17 protein-coding genes and 2 pseudogenes are annotated in these 19,409 nt (G+C 62.8%); 8 read left to right on the top strand and 11 right to left on the bottom strand.

The window, feature by feature from the left end; translation table 11 throughout:
* Positions 1 to 29 precede the first annotated feature (29 nt).
* Both glmS and AC1MEM_RS03735 read left to right on the top strand, forming a co-directional pair.
* Entirely contained in the window at positions 30 to 1,859 is a 1,830-nt protein-coding gene (gene glmS / locus AC1MEM_RS03740) for a glutamine--fructose-6-phosphate transaminase (isomerizing) (protein WP_499475419.1), read from the top strand.
* 510 nt (positions 1,860 to 2,369) lie between these two features.
* Entirely contained in the window at positions 2,370 to 2,675 is a 306-nt protein-coding gene (locus AC1MEM_RS03735) for a hypothetical protein (RefSeq protein ID WP_499475417.1), read from the top strand.
* Between the two features lie 115 nt (positions 2,676 to 2,790).
* Here the strand turns inward: AC1MEM_RS03735 and AC1MEM_RS03730 are convergent, their stop codons facing one another.
* From AC1MEM_RS03730 to AC1MEM_RS03715, 4 genes are all read right to left on the bottom strand, one after another.
* Positions 2,791 to 3,846 (bottom strand): NAD(P)-dependent alcohol dehydrogenase, encoded by a 1,056-nt coding sequence (locus tag AC1MEM_RS03730; protein ID WP_499475415.1) that lies wholly within the window; start codon positions 3,844 to 3,846, stop codon positions 2,791 to 2,793.
* Positions 3,847 to 3,885: 39 nt separating this feature from the next.
* A complete protein-coding gene (locus AC1MEM_RS03725) occupies positions 3,886 to 4,722 on the bottom strand; it encodes a universal stress protein (RefSeq protein ID WP_499475413.1) in 837 nt (278 codons plus the stop codon).
* A complete protein-coding gene (locus tag AC1MEM_RS03720; RefSeq protein WP_499475411.1) occupies positions 4,719 to 5,180 on the bottom strand; it encodes a hypothetical protein in 462 nt (153 codons plus the stop codon). The genes AC1MEM_RS03725 and AC1MEM_RS03720 overlap by 4 nt, the downstream gene beginning before the upstream one ends.
* Before the next feature lie 128 nt (positions 5,181 to 5,308).
* Positions 5,309 to 7,870: a cation-translocating P-type ATPase gene (locus AC1MEM_RS03715; RefSeq protein ID WP_499475409.1), complete on the bottom strand. Its 2,562-nt coding sequence runs from the start codon at positions 7,868 to 7,870 to the stop codon at positions 5,309 to 5,311.
* A 326-nt stretch (positions 7,871 to 8,196) separates the two neighbouring features.
* Here AC1MEM_RS03715 and AC1MEM_RS03710 point away from each other — a divergent pair, with 326 nt between their 5' ends.
* On the top strand, positions 8,197 to 8,967 hold the full coding sequence (locus AC1MEM_RS03710; RefSeq protein WP_499475407.1) for a helix-turn-helix domain-containing protein: 771 nt from the start codon (positions 8,197 to 8,199) through the stop codon (positions 8,965 to 8,967).
* Here the strand turns inward: AC1MEM_RS03710 and AC1MEM_RS03705 are convergent.
* From AC1MEM_RS03705 to AC1MEM_RS03685, 5 genes and pseudogenes are all read right to left on the bottom strand, one after another.
* A pseudogene (locus AC1MEM_RS03705) lies at positions 8,952 to 9,862 on the bottom strand (GGDEF domain-containing protein). The gene AC1MEM_RS03710 and the pseudogene AC1MEM_RS03705 sit on opposite strands and share 16 nt — an antisense overlap.
* Positions 9,863 to 10,158: 296 nt before the next feature.
* Positions 10,159 to 10,662 carry a universal stress protein gene (locus AC1MEM_RS03700; protein ID WP_499475405.1) on the bottom strand — a complete coding sequence of 168 codons (504 nt, stop codon included), beginning with the start codon at positions 10,660 to 10,662 and terminating at the stop codon, positions 10,159 to 10,161.
* A 28-nt stretch (positions 10,663 to 10,690) separates the two neighbouring features.
* Positions 10,691 to 11,128 (bottom strand): universal stress protein, encoded by a 438-nt coding sequence (locus AC1MEM_RS03695; RefSeq protein WP_499475403.1) that lies wholly within the window; start codon positions 11,126 to 11,128, stop codon positions 10,691 to 10,693.
* A gap of 42 nt (positions 11,129 to 11,170) precedes the next feature.
* On the bottom strand, positions 11,171 to 11,620 hold the full coding sequence (locus AC1MEM_RS03690) for a universal stress protein (RefSeq protein ID WP_499475401.1): 450 nt from the start codon (positions 11,618 to 11,620) through the stop codon (positions 11,171 to 11,173).
* 364 nt (positions 11,621 to 11,984) lie between these two features.
* Positions 11,985 to 12,284, bottom strand: a complete 300-nt coding sequence (locus AC1MEM_RS03685; RefSeq protein WP_499475399.1) for a hypothetical protein — start codon at positions 12,282 to 12,284, stop codon at positions 11,985 to 11,987.
* A gap of 162 nt (positions 12,285 to 12,446) precedes the next feature.
* Here AC1MEM_RS03685 and AC1MEM_RS03680 point away from each other — a divergent pair, with 162 nt between their 5' ends.
* Together AC1MEM_RS03680 and AC1MEM_RS03675 are read left to right on the top strand one after the other, a co-directional pair.
* On the top strand, positions 12,447 to 13,298 hold the full coding sequence (locus tag AC1MEM_RS03680) for a universal stress protein (protein WP_499475397.1): 852 nt from the start codon (positions 12,447 to 12,449) through the stop codon (positions 13,296 to 13,298).
* 3 nt (positions 13,299 to 13,301) lie between these two features.
* Positions 13,302 to 15,086: a PHA/PHB synthase family protein gene (locus tag AC1MEM_RS03675; RefSeq protein WP_499475395.1), complete on the top strand. Its 1,785-nt coding sequence runs from the start codon at positions 13,302 to 13,304 to the stop codon at positions 15,084 to 15,086.
* A 15-nt stretch (positions 15,087 to 15,101) separates the two neighbouring features.
* Here AC1MEM_RS03675 and AC1MEM_RS03670 read toward each other — a convergent pair whose 3' ends face one another.
* Positions 15,102 to 15,689 carry an NAD(P)H-dependent oxidoreductase gene (locus tag AC1MEM_RS03670; RefSeq protein WP_499475393.1) on the bottom strand — a complete coding sequence of 196 codons (588 nt, stop codon included), beginning with the start codon at positions 15,687 to 15,689 and terminating at the stop codon, positions 15,102 to 15,104.
* An 82-nt stretch (positions 15,690 to 15,771) separates the two neighbouring features.
* Positions 15,772 to 16,029, bottom strand: a pseudogene (locus AC1MEM_RS03665) (CoA-binding protein); the annotation flags it as partial.
* A 169-nt stretch (positions 16,030 to 16,198) separates the two neighbouring features.
* Here AC1MEM_RS03665 and AC1MEM_RS03660 point away from each other — a divergent pair.
* The 3 genes from AC1MEM_RS03660 (at position 16,199) to AC1MEM_RS03650 (ending at position 19,225) form a co-directional block, all read left to right on the top strand.
* Positions 16,199 to 17,032: a universal stress protein gene (locus AC1MEM_RS03660; protein ID WP_499475391.1), complete on the top strand. Its 834-nt coding sequence runs from the start codon at positions 16,199 to 16,201 to the stop codon at positions 17,030 to 17,032.
* Positions 17,033 to 17,447: 415 nt separating this feature from the next.
* Positions 17,448 to 18,005 carry a DUF1003 domain-containing protein gene (locus tag AC1MEM_RS03655; protein ID WP_499475389.1) on the top strand — a complete coding sequence of 186 codons (558 nt, stop codon included), beginning with the start codon at positions 17,448 to 17,450 and terminating at the stop codon, positions 18,003 to 18,005.
* 530 nt (positions 18,006 to 18,535) lie between these two features.
* On the top strand, positions 18,536 to 19,225 hold the full coding sequence (locus tag AC1MEM_RS03650; RefSeq protein WP_499475387.1) for a VIT1/CCC1 transporter family protein: 690 nt from the start codon (positions 18,536 to 18,538) through the stop codon (positions 19,223 to 19,225).
* Positions 19,226 to 19,409 lie beyond the last annotated feature (184 nt).

Raw genomic sequence — 19,409 nt, 5'->3', positions numbered from 1 at the left:
TTGCTAAATTTTTTATACGAGGTAAGTCCATGTGCGGTATCGTCGGCGCAGTTGCTCAACGTAACATCACCCCTATCCTGATCGAGGGTCTGAAACGCCTCGAATACCGCGGCTACGATTCCTGCGGCGTCGCCCTGCACGTCGAAGGCCGCCTGGCCCGTTCGCGCAGCACCTCGCGCGTGGCCGACCTGGAAACCCAAATCGCCGGCACCGGCCTGCAAGGTTTTACCGGCATCGCCCACACCCGCTGGGCCACCCACGGCGCCCCGGCCTCGCACAATGCGCACCCGCATTTTTCTCCTAACGAAGAAAACGCGCGCATCGCCCTCGTCCACAACGGTATCATCGAAAACCACGACGAACTGCGCCGCGAACTGACCGAACTGGGCTATGTGTTCACGAGCCAGACCGATACCGAAGTGATCGCCCACCTGGTCGACCACATGTACAACGGCGATTTGTTCGACACCGTGCAGCAGGCCGTGAAACGCCTGCATGGCGCCTATGCGATCGCCGTGTTCTCGCGCGAAGAACCGCACCGCGTCGTCGCCGCCCGCCAGGGCTCGCCGCTGATCCTGGGCGTCGGCGAAGGCGAGAATTTCGTCGCTTCCGACGCGATGGCGCTGGCCGGCACGACCAATCAGATCATCTACCTGGAAGAAGGCGATGTCGTCGACCTGCAACTGTCGCGCTACTGGATCGTCGACGTCGACGGCAAGCCGGTCGAGCGCGAAGTGAAAACCGTGCACGCCCACACGGGCGCGGCGGAACTCGGTCCTTACCGCCACTACATGCAAAAGGAAATCTTCGAGCAGCCGCGCGTCATCGGCGACACCCTCGAAGGCGTCACCGGCATCATGCCGGAACTGTTCGGCGATAACGCCTATAAAATCTTCAAAGACATCGACCGCGTGCTGATCCTGGCGTGCGGCACCAGCTACTATGCCGGCCTGACCGCAAAGTACTGGATCGAGTGCATCGCCAAAGTGCCGGTCAACGTCGAGATCGCCAGCGAATACCGTTATCGGGACAGCGTGCCGCACCCGAAAACCCTGGTCGTCACCATCACCCAGTCCGGTGAGACCGCCGACACCCTGGCCGCGCTGAAACATGCACGCAGCCTCGGCATGCCGCACACGCTGACGATCTGCAACGTTTCGACCAGCGCCATGGTGCGTGAATGCGAACTGGCCTATATCACCCGCGCCGGTGTCGAAGTCGGCGTCGCCTCGACCAAGGCATTTACCACCCAGCTGGCCGCGCTGTTCCTGCTGACCCTGACGCTGGCGCAAGTGAATGGCCGCCTGACGGATGAGGAAGAAGCCGTGCACCTGAAGCAGATGCGCCACCTGCCGGTCGCGATTGCCTCGGTGCTGGCGCTCGAGCCGCAGATCATCGCCTGGGCCGAAGAATTCGCACGCAAGGAAAACGCCCTGTTCCTGGGCCGCGGCATGCACTACCCGATCGCCCTGGAAGGCGCTTTAAAGCTGAAGGAAATTTCGTACATCCACGCCGAAGCCTATCCGGCGGGCGAACTGAAGCACGGCCCGCTGGCGCTGGTGACCGAAGAGATGCCAGTCGTCACCATCGCTCCGAACGATGCGCTGCTGGAAAAACTGAAGTCGAACATGCAGGAAGTGCGCGCCCGCGGCGGCCAGCTGTACGTGTTCGCCGACGTCGACTCGCGCATCACCTCGGGCGAGGGCGTGCACGTGATCCGTTTGCCGGAACACTATGGCGATCTGTCGCCGATCCTGCACGTGTGCGCGCTGCAGCTGCTGGCCTATCACACGGCGCTGGCACGTGGTACCGATGTCGACAAGCCGCGCAACCTGGCGAAGTCGGTGACGGTGGAGTAAGTTCGGCCGGCGGCACAATAAATGCCTTAAGTGACAAACAAAATGGACAATAGTTCCCTTATGGCGCCTCTAAACTGACTAAAAAACCGTAAAGAGGATAATTCTTCCTTGGGCAGAATGCATATCAGCAGTCGGAGTCCAAACAAGTTTCACTGTTGCAACAGTTTGCATGGATTCCAGGCCGTCCAACTGCGAAGCCGGCAGAGCTAATCTATTGGAAGTCGACGAAAAAAGCCCGGACAGCGATGTCCGGGCTTTTTTACATCGAACCAATATGCCGGACGGTTTCTCGGTTCCTGCCTCAGCGTGAGCTCGCACATTGGGCTGACTCGTGCAGTTTTTTACCTACGCATCGTGGTCTTGTGACCACTAGGAAGGACCTACACATGGCCGCCCCATACTTCGGATAAATTCTTATCGATGTTCTAACTGGTAAAAGCTCACGCTGCCATGCTCAGGTGCTACCTCTCACTTTTTTTATCTCGATCAAACCGCTCTGCATGCAATCTCGTGAAGCTGATCATTGTTCATGTCAAGGTCACTATTATGTTCATTGAGAGAACCTGTATTGCCACGGACGGTTCCGACCTGGCAGTGCGCGCCGCGCAAGTGGGCGTTCTGCTCGCGCACACAGGAGCCGGTCGCGTTGTTGCGGTATCCGTGGCTCAACCACACTTTTCGATGCGCGACAGCGCTGCGGCCATGCCTGATGCGGATGCCGAACTGCTGCGTGCACGCAAGGCCGCGCTCGCGCACATTGATACCGTGCTGCGCATTGCTCTTTGCCGGAAGCGTAGCCCAACATGTTCTCGCTAATTCCGCGATTCCGGTCCTGCTGTTGCGTGATCCACGCGACGCCTCGCAACCCGAATTCGTTGAAGTACCTGCAGCTCGATAGGGCGTGGTGAGTCCATGGAGGCAGGAACAGCGCTTAGGGAACGATCGCGACTTTTAAGACGCCATCTTGCTGGTTGGCGAATAAGGAATAGGCCTCCTCGATGCGTTCGAGTGGAAAGCGATGCGTGATGAGGGGCCGCAGGTCCACTCGTCCCGACGCTACGATATTCATCAAACGACGCATGCGGTGCTTGCCTCCCGGGCACAAGGTCGTGATGACCGTGTGATCTCCCAAGCCGGCGGCGAAAGCATCCAATGGTAGGGTGAGCTTGCCCGAGTAGACCCCTAGGCTGGACAGCGTCCCACCCGGACGTAGAACACGCAGGCAACTTTCGAATGTCTGCTGCGTACCCAGCGCTTCAATCGCGACGTCGGCGCCCTGTCCTCCGGTCAGTTCGAGGATGGCCTGTACCGGGTCGGTCGAACGGAAGTCAATGACATGGTCGGCGCCGAGCCGCTTCGCCATCTCGAGACGTTCCGGCACTGTGTCGACCGCAATGATCTGGCTGGCGCCGCGCAGTCGCGCTCCGGCTGTGGCGCACAGGCCGATCGGTCCCTGAGCGAAAATAGCCACGGTGTCGCCGATACGGATGGCGCCATTCTCGGCGCCGCCAAAGCCGGTACTCATGATATCGGGACACATCAGTACCTGTTCGTCGCTCAGGCCGTCTGGGATCGGCGCCAGGTTCGCCATAGCGAAGGGCACCCTCACGTATTCGGCTTGGCAGCCATCGATCGTATTGCCGAAGCGCCAGCCTCCCATGGCATGACCGCCGCACTGGGACTGGTGGGCCTCGAGACAGGTATAGCATTGGCCACACGGAGTAATCGCGCCGACGACTACGCGCTGGCCAATGTTATACCCCAATACACCCTCGCCAAGCTCGGCGATAACGCCGACCGGTTCGTGCCCGATGGTCAGTCCAGGTACGACCGGATACTCTCCCTTGAGGATATGGACATCGGTTCCGCAGATTGTCGTCATTGTGACCTTGACCACCGCTTCGCCGGGACCGGCCAACGGTACCGGCTTGCGGTCGAGCGCGATGCGCCCCGGACCGGTAAACACTGCTGCATTCATCATCCGCATATTGCCCCCTAAAGTTTGCGGCCGGCACTGCTCGCGCCGTTAGCGAGCCATGAGCACGGGGACCGTGGCGCCGCTCAATACGGTCCTGGTGACGCCGCCCAGGAACAGTTCACGGAATTGAGAATGGCCGTAACAGCCCATCACAATGAGATCGTAGGACTCCTGCCCTGCCATCACGAGTAAGGCATGCCCGCCATCGATGTCCCGATCCAGTGCCAGGATCTCGGCGCTGACGTCATGCCGGGCCAGGAAGGTGGCGAGGTCGGCCTGATAGTGCGGGTCCTTCATGTCGGTATCGTCCCGTGAGTGGAATGAGACAACGCTCACGCGCGCGGCACGCTGCAGTAATGGAATCGCCGCGTGCATTGCCGCCGAGGCTTCCTTGCTGCCGTTCCAGGCCACGAGCACATGCTGGCCTGGCTGCTGCGTCACGGGGGCGCATGGCACTACCAGCACCGGGCAGGCGCTGGTGAACGCGACATATTCGGGTATGCGCCCGATCGTCTCGGCCAGCGCTTCATCAAGATCGTCCTGGTTGACCACTATCAGGTCGCTGAACCGCCCCTGCCTTGCCAGCGCATCGCTGGCAAGGTCCCAGACGAGCCGTGCCTCGTGCGAGATGTCTGCGGCCTTGGCGATGTCGTTGAAATGCGCGAGCGACCGCGTTGCGTTGCCATGGAGCGGATCGAAGTAGCTGGCCTCAAAGCTGCCAGAAGCGGCTTCGTAACCGTGCGGAAATATATCGCGCGACACGCCGGTAGCGGCGACCCCGATCAGGTGCGCATCATGCGTTTTAGCTAGCTGCGCGGCAAGGCGGATGCGCCCCGCCGCATGCCGCGACAGGTCGGCGTGAACCAGCACGGTCCGGTAGCTCATCGCGTGCCCTCGCGGGCTCGGCGGGCGCCCGCGCGGCCGGGCACGCATGTGTTGCGGATGCCAAAGCCCGCATGCGTACCAGTCATGGGGTATGCCAGCATGTGCAGCGCGCAGAACCGGTGCAGCGACAACAGGTCGGGCAATGCCGTCATGACCTCCCGCCCGACCGTCAGCTTCCCCGCCTCGACTTGAGAGGCCGCATGGTGCAAGGCACTGAGGAGCGACGCATTGTCCTGACGCTGGTTTCGCAATGCGGGGTGCCCGGCCGACTCCATCAAAGTTTCCTCATTGCGGAAAGCACATTCGACAGCGTCAACCAGGTCCATGAAGGCGCCGGGAAAGTGATCGTCGGGTTCGTACGCCGTGTCACGTACGCGGGCGAGCAACCGGTTGCGGGCGAGCGTCATTGCCCGCACGATGCTGTGCGGGCGTCTGATCATTATCAAGGCGGAAGTCATGGAGAGTCTTTGTGGCATTGGTGCAGAAGCCCGCAGTCTGTGCCTTTCGCCTTGCACGCTGTTTGACACAAATCAAAAACACAAATTGCGCGTGCCCCGTTTGCCTGCGAAGGTGTCCAGCCTGTTCGCTATGGCGGCTGCCGGCGCCCACGCAGGAGCACTGAGCGCGGACGCGCCTCCAGCCATTTGCGTAGTTCGAGACCGGCCAGCGCGACCGCAGCTGCGAGGCCGGCCGCAGCCAGCGATCCGGGCGGCGGTGGGGCCATGCGCAGCATGGCGGACGCTGCCGGCAGATAGATGGCCAGGGACAGTAGCAACAGTGCCCCCCCGGTGATCGCCCAAAACACCGGATTCGCGATCCTTAGCGTGCCGCCAACACCGCCGCGCTGACGGTTTGACATCAGCAGCGCGAGGTTGCACAGCACCAGCGCCGCGAAAACAATGGTGCGCGCTTCTGGCTGGGGAAGCTGCGCCAGCGCCCAGCCATACAGTGCGATCAGGATGGCCAACACCCATGTGCCCTGCAGCAGCGCAGCGGTGACTGCTGCGCGGCCGAACAACGCCTCGCCCGGCGCGCGCGGCGGACGACGCATCAGGTCTTTCTCGGGCGGCTCATTCTCGAAGGCCAGCGAACAGGCAGGATCGATGACCAGCTCTAAAAACACAATGTGGAGCGGGTACAGCATGACCGGCCAGCCCAGCAGCACCGGCAGCAGCGCCATGCCGGCGATGGGCACGTGCATCGCCATCACATAGCACATCGACTTGCGCATGTTGCCGAAGATCCGGCGGCCGGACGCAATCGCCTCGACCAGTGAAGCGAAGCGGTCGTCGAGCAGGGTCAGGTCGGCCGCCTCGCGCGCGACATCGGTACCGCGCCGTCCCATCGCAACACCGACATTGGCGGCGCGCAGGGCCGGGGCGTCGTTGACCCCGTCCCCCGTCATGGCCACAATGGCGCCCCCACGCTGCAATGCCTGCACGATGTCGAGCTTCTGCTGTGGCGCAATGCGCGCGCAGACGTCGATGCCCTCGAGGCGGCGCGCTAGCATGTCGCCGTCGAGTGCCGCGATCTGGATGCCCGTGAGCGTCCCCCCGCTGCCGATACCGGCCTGGCGGGCGATCGCGCGGGCGGTTGCTGGATGGTCGCCGGTGATCATCACGATGCGCAGGCCGGCTTCCCTGCACGACGCCACGGCGGCAGGGATGTCTGCACGCAAGGGATCGGCCAGCGCCGCCAGGCCGAGCAGTTCGAATTCGAAAGCGGCGGGATCGTCCGGCCAGGTGCCCGTCGCGGCACGCGCACGCGCCACTGCCAACACCCGCAGCCCCGCCCCGGCCATTTGCGCCGCGGCCGCCAGCGCTTCCTGGCGCAGGGCGGCGTCGGCGCCGCTCAAAGCGATGACCGTTTCAGGCGCCCCCTTGGCCGCTACCAGGACCCTGTTGTCGCCACAATCCCACACATGGATCAGGGCTGGTCGCTGGGGAGTAAGGCCGTATTCATGCACCAGCGACCAGCCGCCCGGGACGGCGCCAGCGTCAGGCAATGCATCGGTAGCCAGGCGCCAGAATGCAGCCTCCATAGGATCGCTACCGAGCTCGCGGCTGGCCCGCAGTGCATGGAAGAGCACTTCGCGGTGCGCCGCCGGCATCGGGGCGCCAAGCCCTGGATCGTGACCGACGCCCGCCTGCCAGATCCGGGCGACGGCCATACGATTTTCGGTCAGGGTACCGGTTTTGTCGACGCACAGCACCGAGGTCGATCCCAGGATTTCGATCGCTGCAAGGTGGCGTGTCAGCACTTGGCTGCGCGCCAGGCGCCACGCGCCGATGGCGGGAAAGACAGTGAGGATGACCGGGAATTCTTCTGGAAGCATCGACATGGACAGGGCGATGCCGGCAAGCAGCGCCGGCACCGGGTCGCTGCCACGCATGAGGAGCAGACCTACCAGCAGGGCGCTGACTGCACCACCCAGTAGCGCCAAACGGCGCGCCAGCCGCGCGGTTTCACGCTGCAGGTTTCCGGGCGGTGCCGCGATCCGGCCGAGCGCCATACCAATGCGCCCGATCTCGCTGCGTGAGCCCGTGGCACCGACCCGCGCCAGCCCATGCCCCTGCACCACGAGAGTGCCGGAATAGACCCAGGGAAGGTCAGCGCCGCCCGGGGGCGCCGGAGCGCTGCCTTGGGGCGCGGCCAGCTTGCTGACGGGGACCGACTCCCCTGTCAGCAGGGATTCATCGACCATCAGGCCGACCGCCGCCAGGAGCAGCGCATCGGCGGGCACGCGGTCGCCCTCGCCCACTTCAACCAGGTCCCCCTCGACCAGCTCCCTCGCTGGGAGACGCTGCGCCTGGCCATCGCGCCGCACCAGCGCGGTCGGCGAACTCAGGTCGCGCAGTGCCTGCAACGCGCGTTCGGTACGTCCTTCCTGGAACAGGGTCATAAAGAGCATCAGGACAACCATGCCGAGCAGGAACGCGCCCTCGCGCGCTTCGCCCAGCAGCAGGTACAGCATGGCCGCGCCAGCCAGCAAGAGATACATCGGCTCGCGCGCGGCGCCTGCGGCGATCTGCAGCCAGCGCCGCCCGCCGGCGTCCGGCAGGCAATTGGGGCCGTCCCGCGCGAGGCGTCGCGCGGCCTCATCGCTGTCCAGTCCGTGCGGACCGATTCCCGGAGCGCCCGGCCTCATGTGCCCCCTGGCCGGCCGTCGCGCGCGATTGAAGCGAAGCAGCGACGCCGCCCAGCGTTGCCCGTCACCAAATACCTCTTGTCCATCGGCGCTCCCAGGTAGTCCCAGCGTCATGCGGGCTTGTTTGACTGTAAGCGGGTCGCAAGCTGGATGTCACGGCGGGCATTTGATTTGAATCAAAAATCGGCAAAAGAACATCTCAGGCAGTCGCCATCCTGCAGAGCTGCTCCTATGTCGTCGATGCCATTGTCGGCTTGAGCCGGTCTTGCCTGATCCGCCACTTTGCCGGATACTGACCATTGGCCGCTCATGGTCCAGGGGGACGTATGAACGATCTGACGCTCCATGCCGCGATGCTTGCGCAGGCCAGGCCGCTGGCGAGCTGTTCAGGCTGCGCTGCCCGCAACCTGTGCCTGCCATCCGATGTCGACGTACGTGATGTTATCGGGTTAGACGGGCTAGTCGGGTATCGGCGGCGCCTGGCGCCCGACGAAGTCCTGTTCCGCAGGGACCAGTCTTTTGCGATGGTGTATGCGGTCCGCTTCGGCCATCTGAAATCGTCGCGGCCCGATCACCGGGGCCAGCCGCATGTCACCGCTTTCTACATGAGCGGCGATCTGATGGGGCTCGATGCGATCTACGCCGGACGACATGCCTCTACGATGTGCGCACTCGACGACTGCGAAGTGTGTGAAATTCCTTATGGCAGGCTTCAGGAAGCAATGCATGATTCTGCGCCTTTGATGCAGCGTTTCCATTCCGCCCTGAGCCACGAGATCGTACGCGAACAGGCGGTACTGCTGTACGCGAACATGAATGGGTCGGAGCGCCTTGCCAGCCTGCTGCTGGACCTGTCCTCGCGATATGTCGAGCGAGGCTATTCCGGGCGACGATTCCGCCTGCGCATGTCGCGCGCCGACATCGGCAACTACCTTGGACTGACGATCGAAAGTATCAGCCGCCTACTGGGGCGTTTCCGCAACGAGGGATGGATCGCCCTCGATAAGCGCGAGATTGAATTACTCAATTTTGAACGGCTGGAAGCGCTCCTGACGTCCGCTCCGCCGGAAGCAGGCAGTAGTCAGGAAAAAGGATGAGACGGCGCAAGTTCGATACGATTGCGGCCGTTTGATTTCGCCTGGTACATCGCGGCGTCCGCTGCAGCAAGCAAGGCACTGAATTCTGCATGTCCCTGATGCAGCGCCGCGATGCCGATACTGATCGTGCAGCTGACCGTCCCAGCCGGCGTTTCGAGCCGGATGTCGGCGACGGCCAGACGCATGCGCTCGGCGCAGGCAAGCGCATCTTCCTCCGTTGTCTCCGGCATGACGCAGACGAATTCTTCGCCCCTATCCGTCCAACATAGTCACTGGTCCTCAGCTGTGCTGCACAAACCCGGCTCACGGCGCACAACACCGTATCGCCGGCAGCATGGCCGAAGGTATCGTTGACGCGCTTGAAGTGATCGATATCGATCATGCCGATCGCCAGCGGGCGGCCGTAGCGCCTTGCCAGCGCAACGTCATGGTTAGCCAGCTCGACGAGGTAGCCGCGCGCCAGCACCCCGCTGAGGCTATCGTAGTGGGCCGCATGGGCCAGCGCCCGTTCGGCAAGGAAGGCGGCGCGCCGCCAGCGTCCTTGCACCAGCGCGACCGCCCCTGCCAAGGCCAATGTCACCAGGTAGACCAGCGTGCTGGCGGCAAACACCTGCTGCGGCAGTACTGCGGCACCGAGCCCAACGAATAGCAGCGACGGCAACAGCACGACCAGGAACAGGCGGTGCAGGCGTGGCTCGACCAAAGCAAGCGGAAACATCGCGCCGGTGATTGCAGGCAAGGCCAGCACCAGTCCGTGTGGCAGCAGCGCGGAGCTCAGGATCATCGCCCCCGTGTGCGTCACGTACACCAAACCGCAGCGCCAGGCAATCGGTATCCGGGCGCTCCATTCTACATAGCCAAGGGCTCCAACGAGTACCAGGGACAGGCGCAGCATCGCCGTCGTCCAGGCCGATTCCGGGGCGATCCAATAGTCCCATGCCGCAAACAGGACCACGGCGAGACCAAACACCGGGCCGAGTGCGGGCAACATGCCAGAGAGGCTGCGGTCGAGCGCGAGGCTGAACTCGCGTTCATCCTCAGGGTCGAGCGCGCTGGACGTGCGAACGAAAGCGGCGCGCAGGCGGCTCAAGCGACGATTCGCTCCGGCAGCGCTTTCGCCGCCTGTCGTACCTGCACCGCACGGCTGGGCCGTCCACGCTTCCGGCCAGCGCTTGTCCGGGTACATGGCTGCTACGTCAAGCGCGCACTGGCGGGACAGGGCCGCGCCAGCGCGTCGGCCTGTTCGTCGGGCAGGGCCGGCCGCAGCACCATGACCGGAACCGGCGCATAGGCGAGTACCGCCTGTGTCACGCTACCGGCCAGTAATCTGCTCAGGCCACGCCGTCCGTGCGAGCCCATGACGATCAGGTCGCATTGGTACTCGCGCGCCGCTTCGACGATGGCCCGGGCCGGGTCCGGATCAATTCGGGTGACCGGTGTACATTCGATGCCCGAGCGCCGCGCGCGCTCGGCCAGAGTGCCAACGAAGCCGTGGGCGTTTTCCAGCAGAGCTTCGGTCTGCTGGCCCGAGTCGAGCACTATGCCGCCTTCGACGTACGGCAGAGCGGGCTCAGGGACCACAATGGAGAGCGTCACGATCCCGCTACCGCAGGACCGCGCCAGTTCAATCGCAGCGTCAGCCGCGAGTCCGGAGACGGACGAACCGTCTGTGGGTATGAGAATGCGTTTGTACATGATGGAGTTCCTAAAAATATTCCGGCGTCTAGCGATGCACCATGACCGGGATGGCGCTGTGCACGAGCACCTTCTGCGTTTCGCTGCCCAGCAGCAAGCCCTTGATTCCCCGGCGGCCATGAGATGCCATCACGATGAGGTCGCATTGATGTTCGCGCGCGGTAGAAATGATTGCCTCGTACGGACTGTCCGAAGCGACCGCAATGCAGGTGCAGGTGACGCCGGCATTGCGGGCGGCTGTGGCCACCTCGTCGAGCATGCGCTGACCGCGTTCCCGGCTGGCTTGCGCGTAATCCTCCGGGGTCTGCTCCAGCATGGCGGCATCAGTGGTAAACGTATGGAATTCTGGCGTCGCCGTCATGGCGACGACCTCGGCTCCCACACTCTTGGCAAAGTCGACGCCCGCCACGATGGCGCGCTGGGATGCCTCCGAACCGTCGGTCGGCAAAAGGATTCGCTTGTACATGGTAGACCTCTCAAAGTGTGCCGGCGCTGCCGGCGTTGACGATTAGGCGGTCTCGGCGCCGCCGCGGTACAGAATCACGGGCACGGGCGAATAGGCGAGCACCAGCTGCGGTATCCGTCCCGCGATCAGCCTCGTCACCCCACACTGCCCGTGTGCGGCTAGGAAGATCAGGTCGCAATGCAGTTCGAGCGCCACGCGGATAATTTCGTCGTGCTGCGACGAAGCCATGGCAGTGACAAGGCTATGTGGCACGCCGGCTTCCTGGGCTAGCCGGGTTACCCGGCCGGCACGTTGCGCTGCCGCGTTCAGGGCGCGCTCGCGTTGCACCGTCGACGTGCCGTCGTCGAACTGCGCGTGCGAGGGATCCCGCTGCTGCGCAACCGACAGCGCGACGATCTCAGCGCCACTGCCGCGGGCAAGCGCCACTGCCGCCGCCGCCGCGTGCTCGGACAGGGCTGATCCGTCGGTGGGTACAAGTATTTTGTGGAACATGGCCTTCGCGCCGGTCTGGATGCTTCAACTGATTGAAATCAGTCTGTAGGCGGCGATCAGATTTTTGTTTGATTCGGATCAAGAAGGGACAAGACCGGGTCCGCACTCTCTGCGCCTCGACGCGGCCGCGCCTGCAATCCTGCTGTATCGGGGGGCAAGGACACGCTGGCGCAGTACCGCGCACTGGCCCGGCTAGCCCCGCAGTGGCCGGCCCTGCCTGCTGTCGGGCCGACCGGGATCGTTTCCCGGCACCCCATATGCGGGTGCGGAGCTGCTCCGCGAGCGCCTGCGACTGCTGGGAGACCTCAACGCCGAGGCTCCCTTCGAAAGCGACCCCATCTATACCGCATCATATTCGACGTCGTCACAGGAGCTCTTCAACCGTGCCCGGCGCGACCTGAGCCACGGTTGCATTCGCGTTGAACGTCCGGCCGAGCTCGCGCAGTTCGTGCTGGCCGACTCCGTGAAGTGGAACGACGATCGCGTAGCCGCGGCAATGCGTCCTGGCCCGACCCGCACAGTGACGCTCGCCGAGCCGGTCCCGGTTGTGTTGTTCTATGCCACCGCAATCACGGACCGCCACGGTCGCGCCTTGTTCGCCGAGGACATCTACCGCCGCGACCCGCCCTTGCTCAAGGCCCTGCAGGCGGAGTGAGGCGAACATCTCAGCCGTTTTCCAAATTGCTGGTGTATTTGATTTCTATCAAATCCGATGCTCAGTTCTGCGCCAAGAGGCCCTACAGTTGTCCGATGCCGTTCTTTCCATCAGCCGGTATGCAAAATGTTCACGGCAGGCTGACCGTTCATACTTTCCCGAAAGAAAATTATGTATAAGACGATTACGGTTTACATCGATGGCCGTGAAGGGCAGGACAGCCGCCTGCGCGCTGCCGCCCTGCTCGCAAATGACCATCGCGCCCACCTGGTCGGTACGGCCGCGACCGGCATCAGCTGGCTCGACTACGCAACGCTGACGGGTTCCATGGGCGCCCCGATGCCCATGCCGGAGTCGGATTTCCAGGGCCTGCGGGATGCCGCCGAGGCGCGTCTCGCCGTGTTCAGGCGCGATGCCGGGCGCCTCGGAGTCGAATCGTTCGAAACGCACGCAATAGACGACGACGCCAGATACGCATTGCTTCTGGAATCACGCTACACCGACCTCGTCGTGCTCAGCCAGGACAACCCCACCGCGGCCGCGCCTGGTCTGCCGGGACACGTGGCCCATCTCCCGCAATACGTCGCGCTGCACGGCGTCCGTCCGGTACTCGTCATTCCGCACGACTACAACAAGGCCGCGATCCCGGGTAGCGTGGTAGTCGGCTGGGACGGCGGCATGCCGGCGATCCGCGCCATTACCGCCGCATTGCCGCTGCTACAGCGCGCCGAGAGCGTCCAGCTCGTCCTCATCAACCCCGATGAGCGTTCCGGGCTGCACGGCGAGCAGCCCGGCGCCGACATGGCCCTATACCTTGCTCGCCACGGGGTGCACGTCGAGGTAATTCGTGAACGTACTACCTCGACCGAGGGCGAAGCATTGATGGCACTGGCACGCGATTCTGGCGCCGGACTCATGGTCACTGGCGCCTACGGCCACAGCCGGTACCGCGAATGGGCGCTCGGGGGTGTCACGCGAGAGCTGCTGGAGCGCGCCCGCGTACCGCTGCTCATTGCGCACTGAGCCATGGACGCCCCTCTCAGGGATATCCCGGCGAGCGAATTGCGGCGTGAAGGCAGTACCTGGCAAGGCGGGCGCCACGCGGCCGGGCCCGAATGGGACACGGCGCAGCGCTCGGCCGACCTGGCCCTGAACGCCTGGCTCGGGCAATTTACCGCACACGTGTCGCCGGCGGCGCTGGCGCTAGCCTGGCAGGACTGGGCCAGCCACCTTGCCCTTTCGCCGGACAAACAGATGGAACTTGCCCTGTTGGCGCAGTCCAGCATCCAGCACTGGCTTGAATACGGCGCGGCGGCTGCCGGGAGGCAGGCCGTCGAGCCCCTGCAGCCGCTGGCGCAGGACAAGCGCTTCGCCGATCCGGCCTGGAATGCGTGGCCCTGGAACGTCGTCAGCCAGGGCTTCCTGCTGACCCAGCAATGGTGGCATCGCGCAACTTGCGCAGTGCCCGGCGTCGCGCCACATCACACCGATGTCGTCACCTTCGTGGCGCGCCAGCTGCTCGATGCGGTCGCGCCGTCGAATTTCGTCGCGACCAATCCCGCGGCGCAACAGGTTACGGCGACGAGCGGCGGGCGCAACCTCCTGCACGGGATCTTGCGCGCCGCCGTCGACACGCGCAATACGCTGGCAAAAACCAGACCGCCGCTCGCCTATGTCCCTGGCACCGACGTCGCGGTCACGCCAGGCAGGGTCGTGCTGTCGAACCGGCTGATCGAGCTGCTGCGCTACGATCCAACTACCCCATCGGTGCATGAAGTGCCGTTGCTGTTTGTGCCGGCCTGGATAATGAAATACTACATCCTTGATCTTTCGCCACAGAATTCCCTTGTGCGCTACCTCGTCGAGCGCGGGCATACCGTCTACATGATCTCCTGGAAGAACCCGGGGGCAGAGGATCGTGACCTGGCGCTGGAAGATTATCGCCGCCTTGGCGTGATGGCCGCGATCGATGCTATCGCCGAGCAGACCGGTGCCCCCCGGGTCAACGCATGCGGCTATTGCCTGGGCGGGACACTGCTCGCGATTGCCGCCGCCGCCATGGCGCGTGACGGCGACGCCCGTCTGGCCAGCGTCAGCTTGCTGGCGGCCCAGGTCGACTTTACCGAGCCGGGCGAACTGTCCCTGTTCATCGACGATAGCGAGGTCAGGTTTCTGGAGGCGGCCATGTGGCAGCAGGGTTACCTCGACTCGCGCCAAATGGCGGGTGCCTTCCAGCTTCTGCGCTCGAACGACCTGGTCTGGTCCCGACGGCTGCGCCACTACCTGCTCGACATCCCGGACAAGGACAATGACCTAGCCTCGTGGAACACGGACGCCACGCGCATGCCCTACCGCATGCATTCGGAATACCTGCGCAAGCTCTTTTTAAGAAACGCACTGGCGAGCGGGCGCTACCTGGTCGATGGCCGCCCCGTCTCGCTTGCAGACATCCGCGTTCCGATATTCGCGGTCGGTACACGCACCGACCATGTAGCGCCTTGGCGCTCGGTGTACAAGATCGCGCCCTTGACCGACACCGAGGTGACGTTCCTGTTGACCTCGGGCGGGCACAACGCCGGTGTCGTGTCGCCGCCAGGGACCCCGCGGCGCAGCTACCAGGTCGCAACCCATGCGCACGATGCGCCTTACGTCGATCCGGACAGCTGGGAGCGCAAGGTCGAGGAACGCGAAGGTAGCTGGTGGCCTGCATGGGAAGCATGGCTGGCTGAGCACGCGGGGCCGATGGCCTTACCGCCCCCGCCCGTGGTCGGGCTCGCTCCGGCCCCAGGCAGCTACGTACTGGCCATGTGAGCGACGCCGACCGCATCAGCGTGCGGCCACGCCCATCCGGTGCAGCCGTGTACACCAGCGCTCGACGCCTGCAGCACCAAGCTCGCCCGCGCCGCCCACCACTGTGCTGTACACCGGCGCGATGCCGGCGAAACCGAGGATGTTGCGGCGCATGAGCCTGATGCTGTGGGCACCGTACAGCCACCGGTACGCCAGTGCCGGCATCCCCATGGTGACGACCAGGCGCGCACTGCGCCCGCCCAGCAGCCCTGGCCGCAACGGGTTACGTGGCTTCGGGTCGATCGCGAAACCCGGCCGCGCTACCTGCTCCAGGAAACCCTTCAGCATGGCCGGCATGTCGCCCAGCCATAGCGGGTAGAAAAAGACCAGGTGCTGCGCCCGGCGGATTGCTTCCTGCGCCGCAATCACAGCTGGTGGAGCTTCGCGCTGCCACTCTTCCTGGCTTCCCAGCAGCGGCAGGCGCAAGCGCGCTGGCTCGATCATCTCGACCGTATGGCCGGCGGCGGCGGCGCCCGCTTCATAGGCCGCCGCAAGCGCATGGCAGAGGTGCTGGTGCGCTCCGTCCGGATGGCCCTGCACGATGAGGATGCGGCTGGCCATCATGTGCTCCCCATTGCCTGCAGGTCGAGCGTCATCTCAACGGTGCCGTCCGAAGCCGGTGCGACATCGAATCCGCAGGAGCGGAAATGATGCCGGGCACCGTGGCAGCCGGCGTGCAGATAACGGCCAAGCCCGGGCAGCCGGGCAGCGCGTCGATGTCAGGAAAAGTAGCCAAGCCTTCCAGCTGTCGGTATTGTGGATTGACTGGCCAGACAGGTCCCTGGAAGCCTCCCGTCATCAGGTTCGACAGCACGGTCGCTCCGACGCTGCCGGCGCGCGCCGAGGCGCCCACCACGGCAACAGAATGAGCATTAAAAAAACGGTCCAGATGACGAACACTCATCGGTCTGCCATTCGAATTGTTGATATCCGCTAAGACTAAACAAGGACACGACCAATTATTTGACTGAAATCAAATTGAATGAACTGAGAAATGATATTGGCGTATTCGTAGTAGACACGCTACAGCCGCCCGACTACCCTCGTTAGGATCGACCACATTGGAGCAGGCAATGGCTTACAAGACCATCCTTGTGCATGCCGATCTTGGCACTGCCTCAGAAGAGCGTATCCGCCTCTCCGCCCGGCTTGCCCGGACCTTCGACGCCCACCTTATCGGTTGCGCACCGACCGGGATTTCCCGCTTCATTCCGCCCGATGTCACCGTCCTGGACGGTACGCAGTTGGCCGATTTTTGTGCAGCCATGCGAGCTAAGGCAGCCGAGGCCCTGGATCGGTTCGCGCGGATTGCGCTTCAAGAGGGTGTATCGCTGGCGGAGGAACGCATGATCGACGATGACGCCTGCGGCCTGGCGCTACACGCCCGTTATGCCGATCTGGTCGTGGTTAGCCAGCCTGAAGAATCAATGCCAACCCGTGGAAGTGCAAGCGAGCTGCCCGGATACCTGCTGCGCGAATCCGGCCGACCGTTACTGGTCGTCCCTCCCACTGTGGGCAGGGCGGACCTGACCGGTAACGTTCTGCTGGCCTGGGATGGCAGCATGGAGGCAACCCGCGCAGTCATTGGCGCTCTGCCCATGATGCGGATGGCACGCAGTGTCAGCGTCATGCACGTCAACGATGGTCGATCAGTGCCCGACCAGGAGAGCACTTCCTGCAGCGGGATGACGCATTATCTGCGGCGCCAGGGGGTTGCCGCAGCAGTTCGTCACGGCTCGGGCCTGCTCGACATCGCGGATGCCTTGCTGTCCGCGGTAAGCGATGCCGATGCAAACTTGCTGGTCATGGGCGGCTATGGACGATCACCGTTGCGCGAATCCTTGCTGGGTGGCGTTACAGCATCGATCCTTCAGTCGATGACGATCCCTGTTTTGGTGGCGCATTAGTACGTAATTGTCCGCGATAGTTCGATCTCAACCTGTTAACCCGACAGACTTAAGGCGCTCGTCCTTATTCCGTGGAAGAGAGAGGGAGCAAGCCCGAATTAGCATCGGCTCTATCATCGCGCCCTGCCAGGGATGTGACTTTAGCCATTGGGACGCTTGCAGCAATCGGTCATCACGGCTCGCCTGAAAACATCGCGTGCGCGACGACCTTGTTGCACCCATGATTAAGTCCTTTGTTATCCTCGTGGCTTGCTCTGCCTGACTTTACTCAGGGCTTGGCAGGTGTCAAGGCGACCAATGCGTGGCAGGGCCCGCTCCGCGTGAAGTTCGACCAAACATCATCGACAGAGCCCCGCCGGTGCGTTTCGACGTTACAGTATCAATACGGTCCTTGACCTCCTAAAGAGGAGCGAACATGCAGCCGAAGTCAAACGACATTGCTCTCGCACTCCTGGGTGCGTCCTACGATGAACTTGATGAAAAAACGAAGCGTGTCGCGCGTCACGTCGCGGAGCGGAAATATATAGCGAGGGACGTATCGAAGGAAGCGGCTGCAAGCTCCACGTTCGGACAACGAGCGGCCGATACAGTAGCGATCTTTGGCGGATCATGGAAATTCATCGGGCTGTTTGCGGCAGCCCTGGTCTCCTGGGTGGGATTGAATTCATTTTTCCTCGCTCGCTATGGCGCCGTGTTCGACAGCTATCCCTATATCCTGCTGAATCTTGTGCTGTCGATGCTCGCGGCAATTCAAGCGCCGATCATCTTAATGTCGCAGAACAGGCAGGCGCAAAAAGACAGGCTCGTCGCAGAGCATGACTATGAAGTGAACCTGAAAGCCGAGCTCGAAATAATGCTGTTGCACGAAAAGATCGATCTGTTGAGAGAGGGCCAGTGGGCCAGTTTGCTGGAGATTCAACGAGAGCAGATCAGACTTCTGGAAAGCCTGGTGCTCAAGGTAGCGTCAGGGTGATACGGTTTAGTCTCAGCCGTTCACGACAGGTCGGCAAACGGCCAAAAGGCGGATATGAATCTCATTGATAGGCATCCAAAGGATTGTCAAAACATGTCATGCCAAAATTGTAGCGAGCTTTGTGTTCGCTTTCGGATCGATTCCCCGAGTGATTTAAGAAAAGCCATCAGAATGGCGTTTCAAAACCTTCAAGACGGGACACTGCGCGAAATAGCATCGAAAGGGCAGATCGACACTCCAACACTTCAGGATCTGGCCTATGGTGCAGCGTGGCAAGCCGTAGCGCCGATCGGTTTTGAATGCCGAACATGTGGGCAACGTTTCCGATTGAACCGGGAGGCCAGTCACGGATCTGGAGGATACTGGGAGCTCGGCTGACCCGTTCAGTTTCTAGCCTGGATGCTCACTTCTCAGAGGTCAGCGCATCCGCCAACACAGCGTATGGCAGCTATCTTCCTCACGAATGGAAATCTGTAGTGCTGTTGCAGTAATTATCATAAAATTAATTTTTCATATTCGGCGAGACAGGCATGAGGCATGACGAGAATCACCGCATCGAACGCTTGGGATGGCTTCGTGCCGCCGTACTTGGGGCGAATGACGGCATCATTTCGACGTCCAGCTTGCTTGTTGGCATTGCTGCGGCTCATGCGTCGCATAGCAATATGCTGTTGACCGGGTTCGCTGGGCTGGTCGCTGGAAGCATGTCGATGGCCACCGGCGAGTACGTCTCGGTGGCATCTCAGGCCGACACCGAGAAGGCATCGATCAAGCAGGAAATGCGCGAGTTGGCCGACGATCCCGAATCGGAGGTTCGCGAGCTGACCGCTATCTATATTCAGCGAGGACTGGAGAAGGATCTCGCACGGCAGGTCGCGATTAAACTCATGGGCCACGACGCACTTGGGGCGCATGCACGCGACGAGCTCGGAATCTCCGAAATGACCCAGGCGCGCCCGCTACAGGCCGCTTTGGCTTCGGCATTGAGTTTCGCGGTCGGCGCCGCTATGCCGTTGACGATCACCGCACTGATTCCTGGCGAGCGACTGATTCCAGTGCTCGTCATTGCCACGCTAGTCCTGCTTGCAGGACTCGGTGCTTTGGCTGCGAAGACGGGGGGAGCCCCTGCGCTTCCGGCCGCGATACGGGTGACGTGCTGGAGCGCGTTGGCGATGGGCGCTACCGTTGCAATAGGCAGCGTGTTTAACGTCGGTATATAGAAGGATTACGCTCTTTCTATGCGGCGCCAACCGTGCCACGTACGACATCCAAGAAAGCATTGGCGCTTGAGAGAAATCGTAAGATCGACAGGACCGAAGGTTCAGCTTATGAAGGCAAGCCGCCGCTGCGCAGGCAGTTGGAAATACGCTGCAATCTGCGCGGTCCGCCGGCAGCGGACCGTCG

The organism is Telluria sp. AIW5 (genome assembly GCF_056680575.1).
Note: the sequence above shows the minus strand (reverse complement) of the source record. Positions and strands in the feature narration are given on the sequence as shown.

Bases quoted from the DNA above. Each gene is read 5' to 3' on its own strand.
- glmS (WP_499475419.1), top strand. From the start codon at position 30: ATGTGCGGTATCGTCGGCGCAGTTGCTCAACGTAACATCACCCCTATC.
- AC1MEM_RS03730 (WP_499475415.1), bottom strand. From the start codon at position 3,846: ATGCGGATGATGAATGCAGCAGTGTTTACCGGTCCGGGGCGCATCGCG.
- AC1MEM_RS03725 (WP_499475413.1), bottom strand. From the start codon at position 4,722: ATGAGCTACCGGACCGTGCTGGTTCACGCCGACCTGTCGCGGCATGCG.
- AC1MEM_RS03720 (WP_499475411.1), bottom strand. From the start codon at position 5,180: ATGACTTCCGCCTTGATAATGATCAGACGCCCGCACAGCATCGTGCGG.
- AC1MEM_RS03715 (WP_499475409.1), bottom strand. From the start codon at position 7,870: ATGAGGCCGGGCGCTCCGGGAATCGGTCCGCACGGACTGGACAGCGAT.
- AC1MEM_RS03710 (WP_499475407.1), top strand. From the start codon at position 8,197: ATGAACGATCTGACGCTCCATGCCGCGATGCTTGCGCAGGCCAGGCCG.
- AC1MEM_RS03700 (WP_499475405.1), bottom strand. From the start codon at position 10,662: ATGTACAAACGCATTCTCATACCCACAGACGGTTCGTCCGTCTCCGGA.
- AC1MEM_RS03695 (WP_499475403.1), bottom strand. From the start codon at position 11,128: ATGTACAAGCGAATCCTTTTGCCGACCGACGGTTCGGAGGCATCCCAG.
- AC1MEM_RS03690 (WP_499475401.1), bottom strand. From the start codon at position 11,620: ATGTTCCACAAAATACTTGTACCCACCGACGGATCAGCCCTGTCCGAG.
- AC1MEM_RS03685 (WP_499475399.1), bottom strand. From the start codon at position 12,284: ATGTTCGCCTCACTCCGCCTGCAGGGCCTTGAGCAAGGGCGGGTCGCG.
- AC1MEM_RS03680 (WP_499475397.1), top strand. From the start codon at position 12,447: ATGTATAAGACGATTACGGTTTACATCGATGGCCGTGAAGGGCAGGAC.
- AC1MEM_RS03675 (WP_499475395.1), top strand. From the start codon at position 13,302: ATGGACGCCCCTCTCAGGGATATCCCGGCGAGCGAATTGCGGCGTGAA.
- AC1MEM_RS03670 (WP_499475393.1), bottom strand. From the start codon at position 15,689: ATGATGGCCAGCCGCATCCTCATCGTGCAGGGCCATCCGGACGGAGCG.
- AC1MEM_RS03660 (WP_499475391.1), top strand. From the start codon at position 16,199: ATGGCTTACAAGACCATCCTTGTGCATGCCGATCTTGGCACTGCCTCA.
- AC1MEM_RS03655 (WP_499475389.1), top strand. From the start codon at position 17,448: ATGCAGCCGAAGTCAAACGACATTGCTCTCGCACTCCTGGGTGCGTCC.
- AC1MEM_RS03650 (WP_499475387.1), top strand. From the start codon at position 18,536: ATGAGGCATGACGAGAATCACCGCATCGAACGCTTGGGATGGCTTCGT.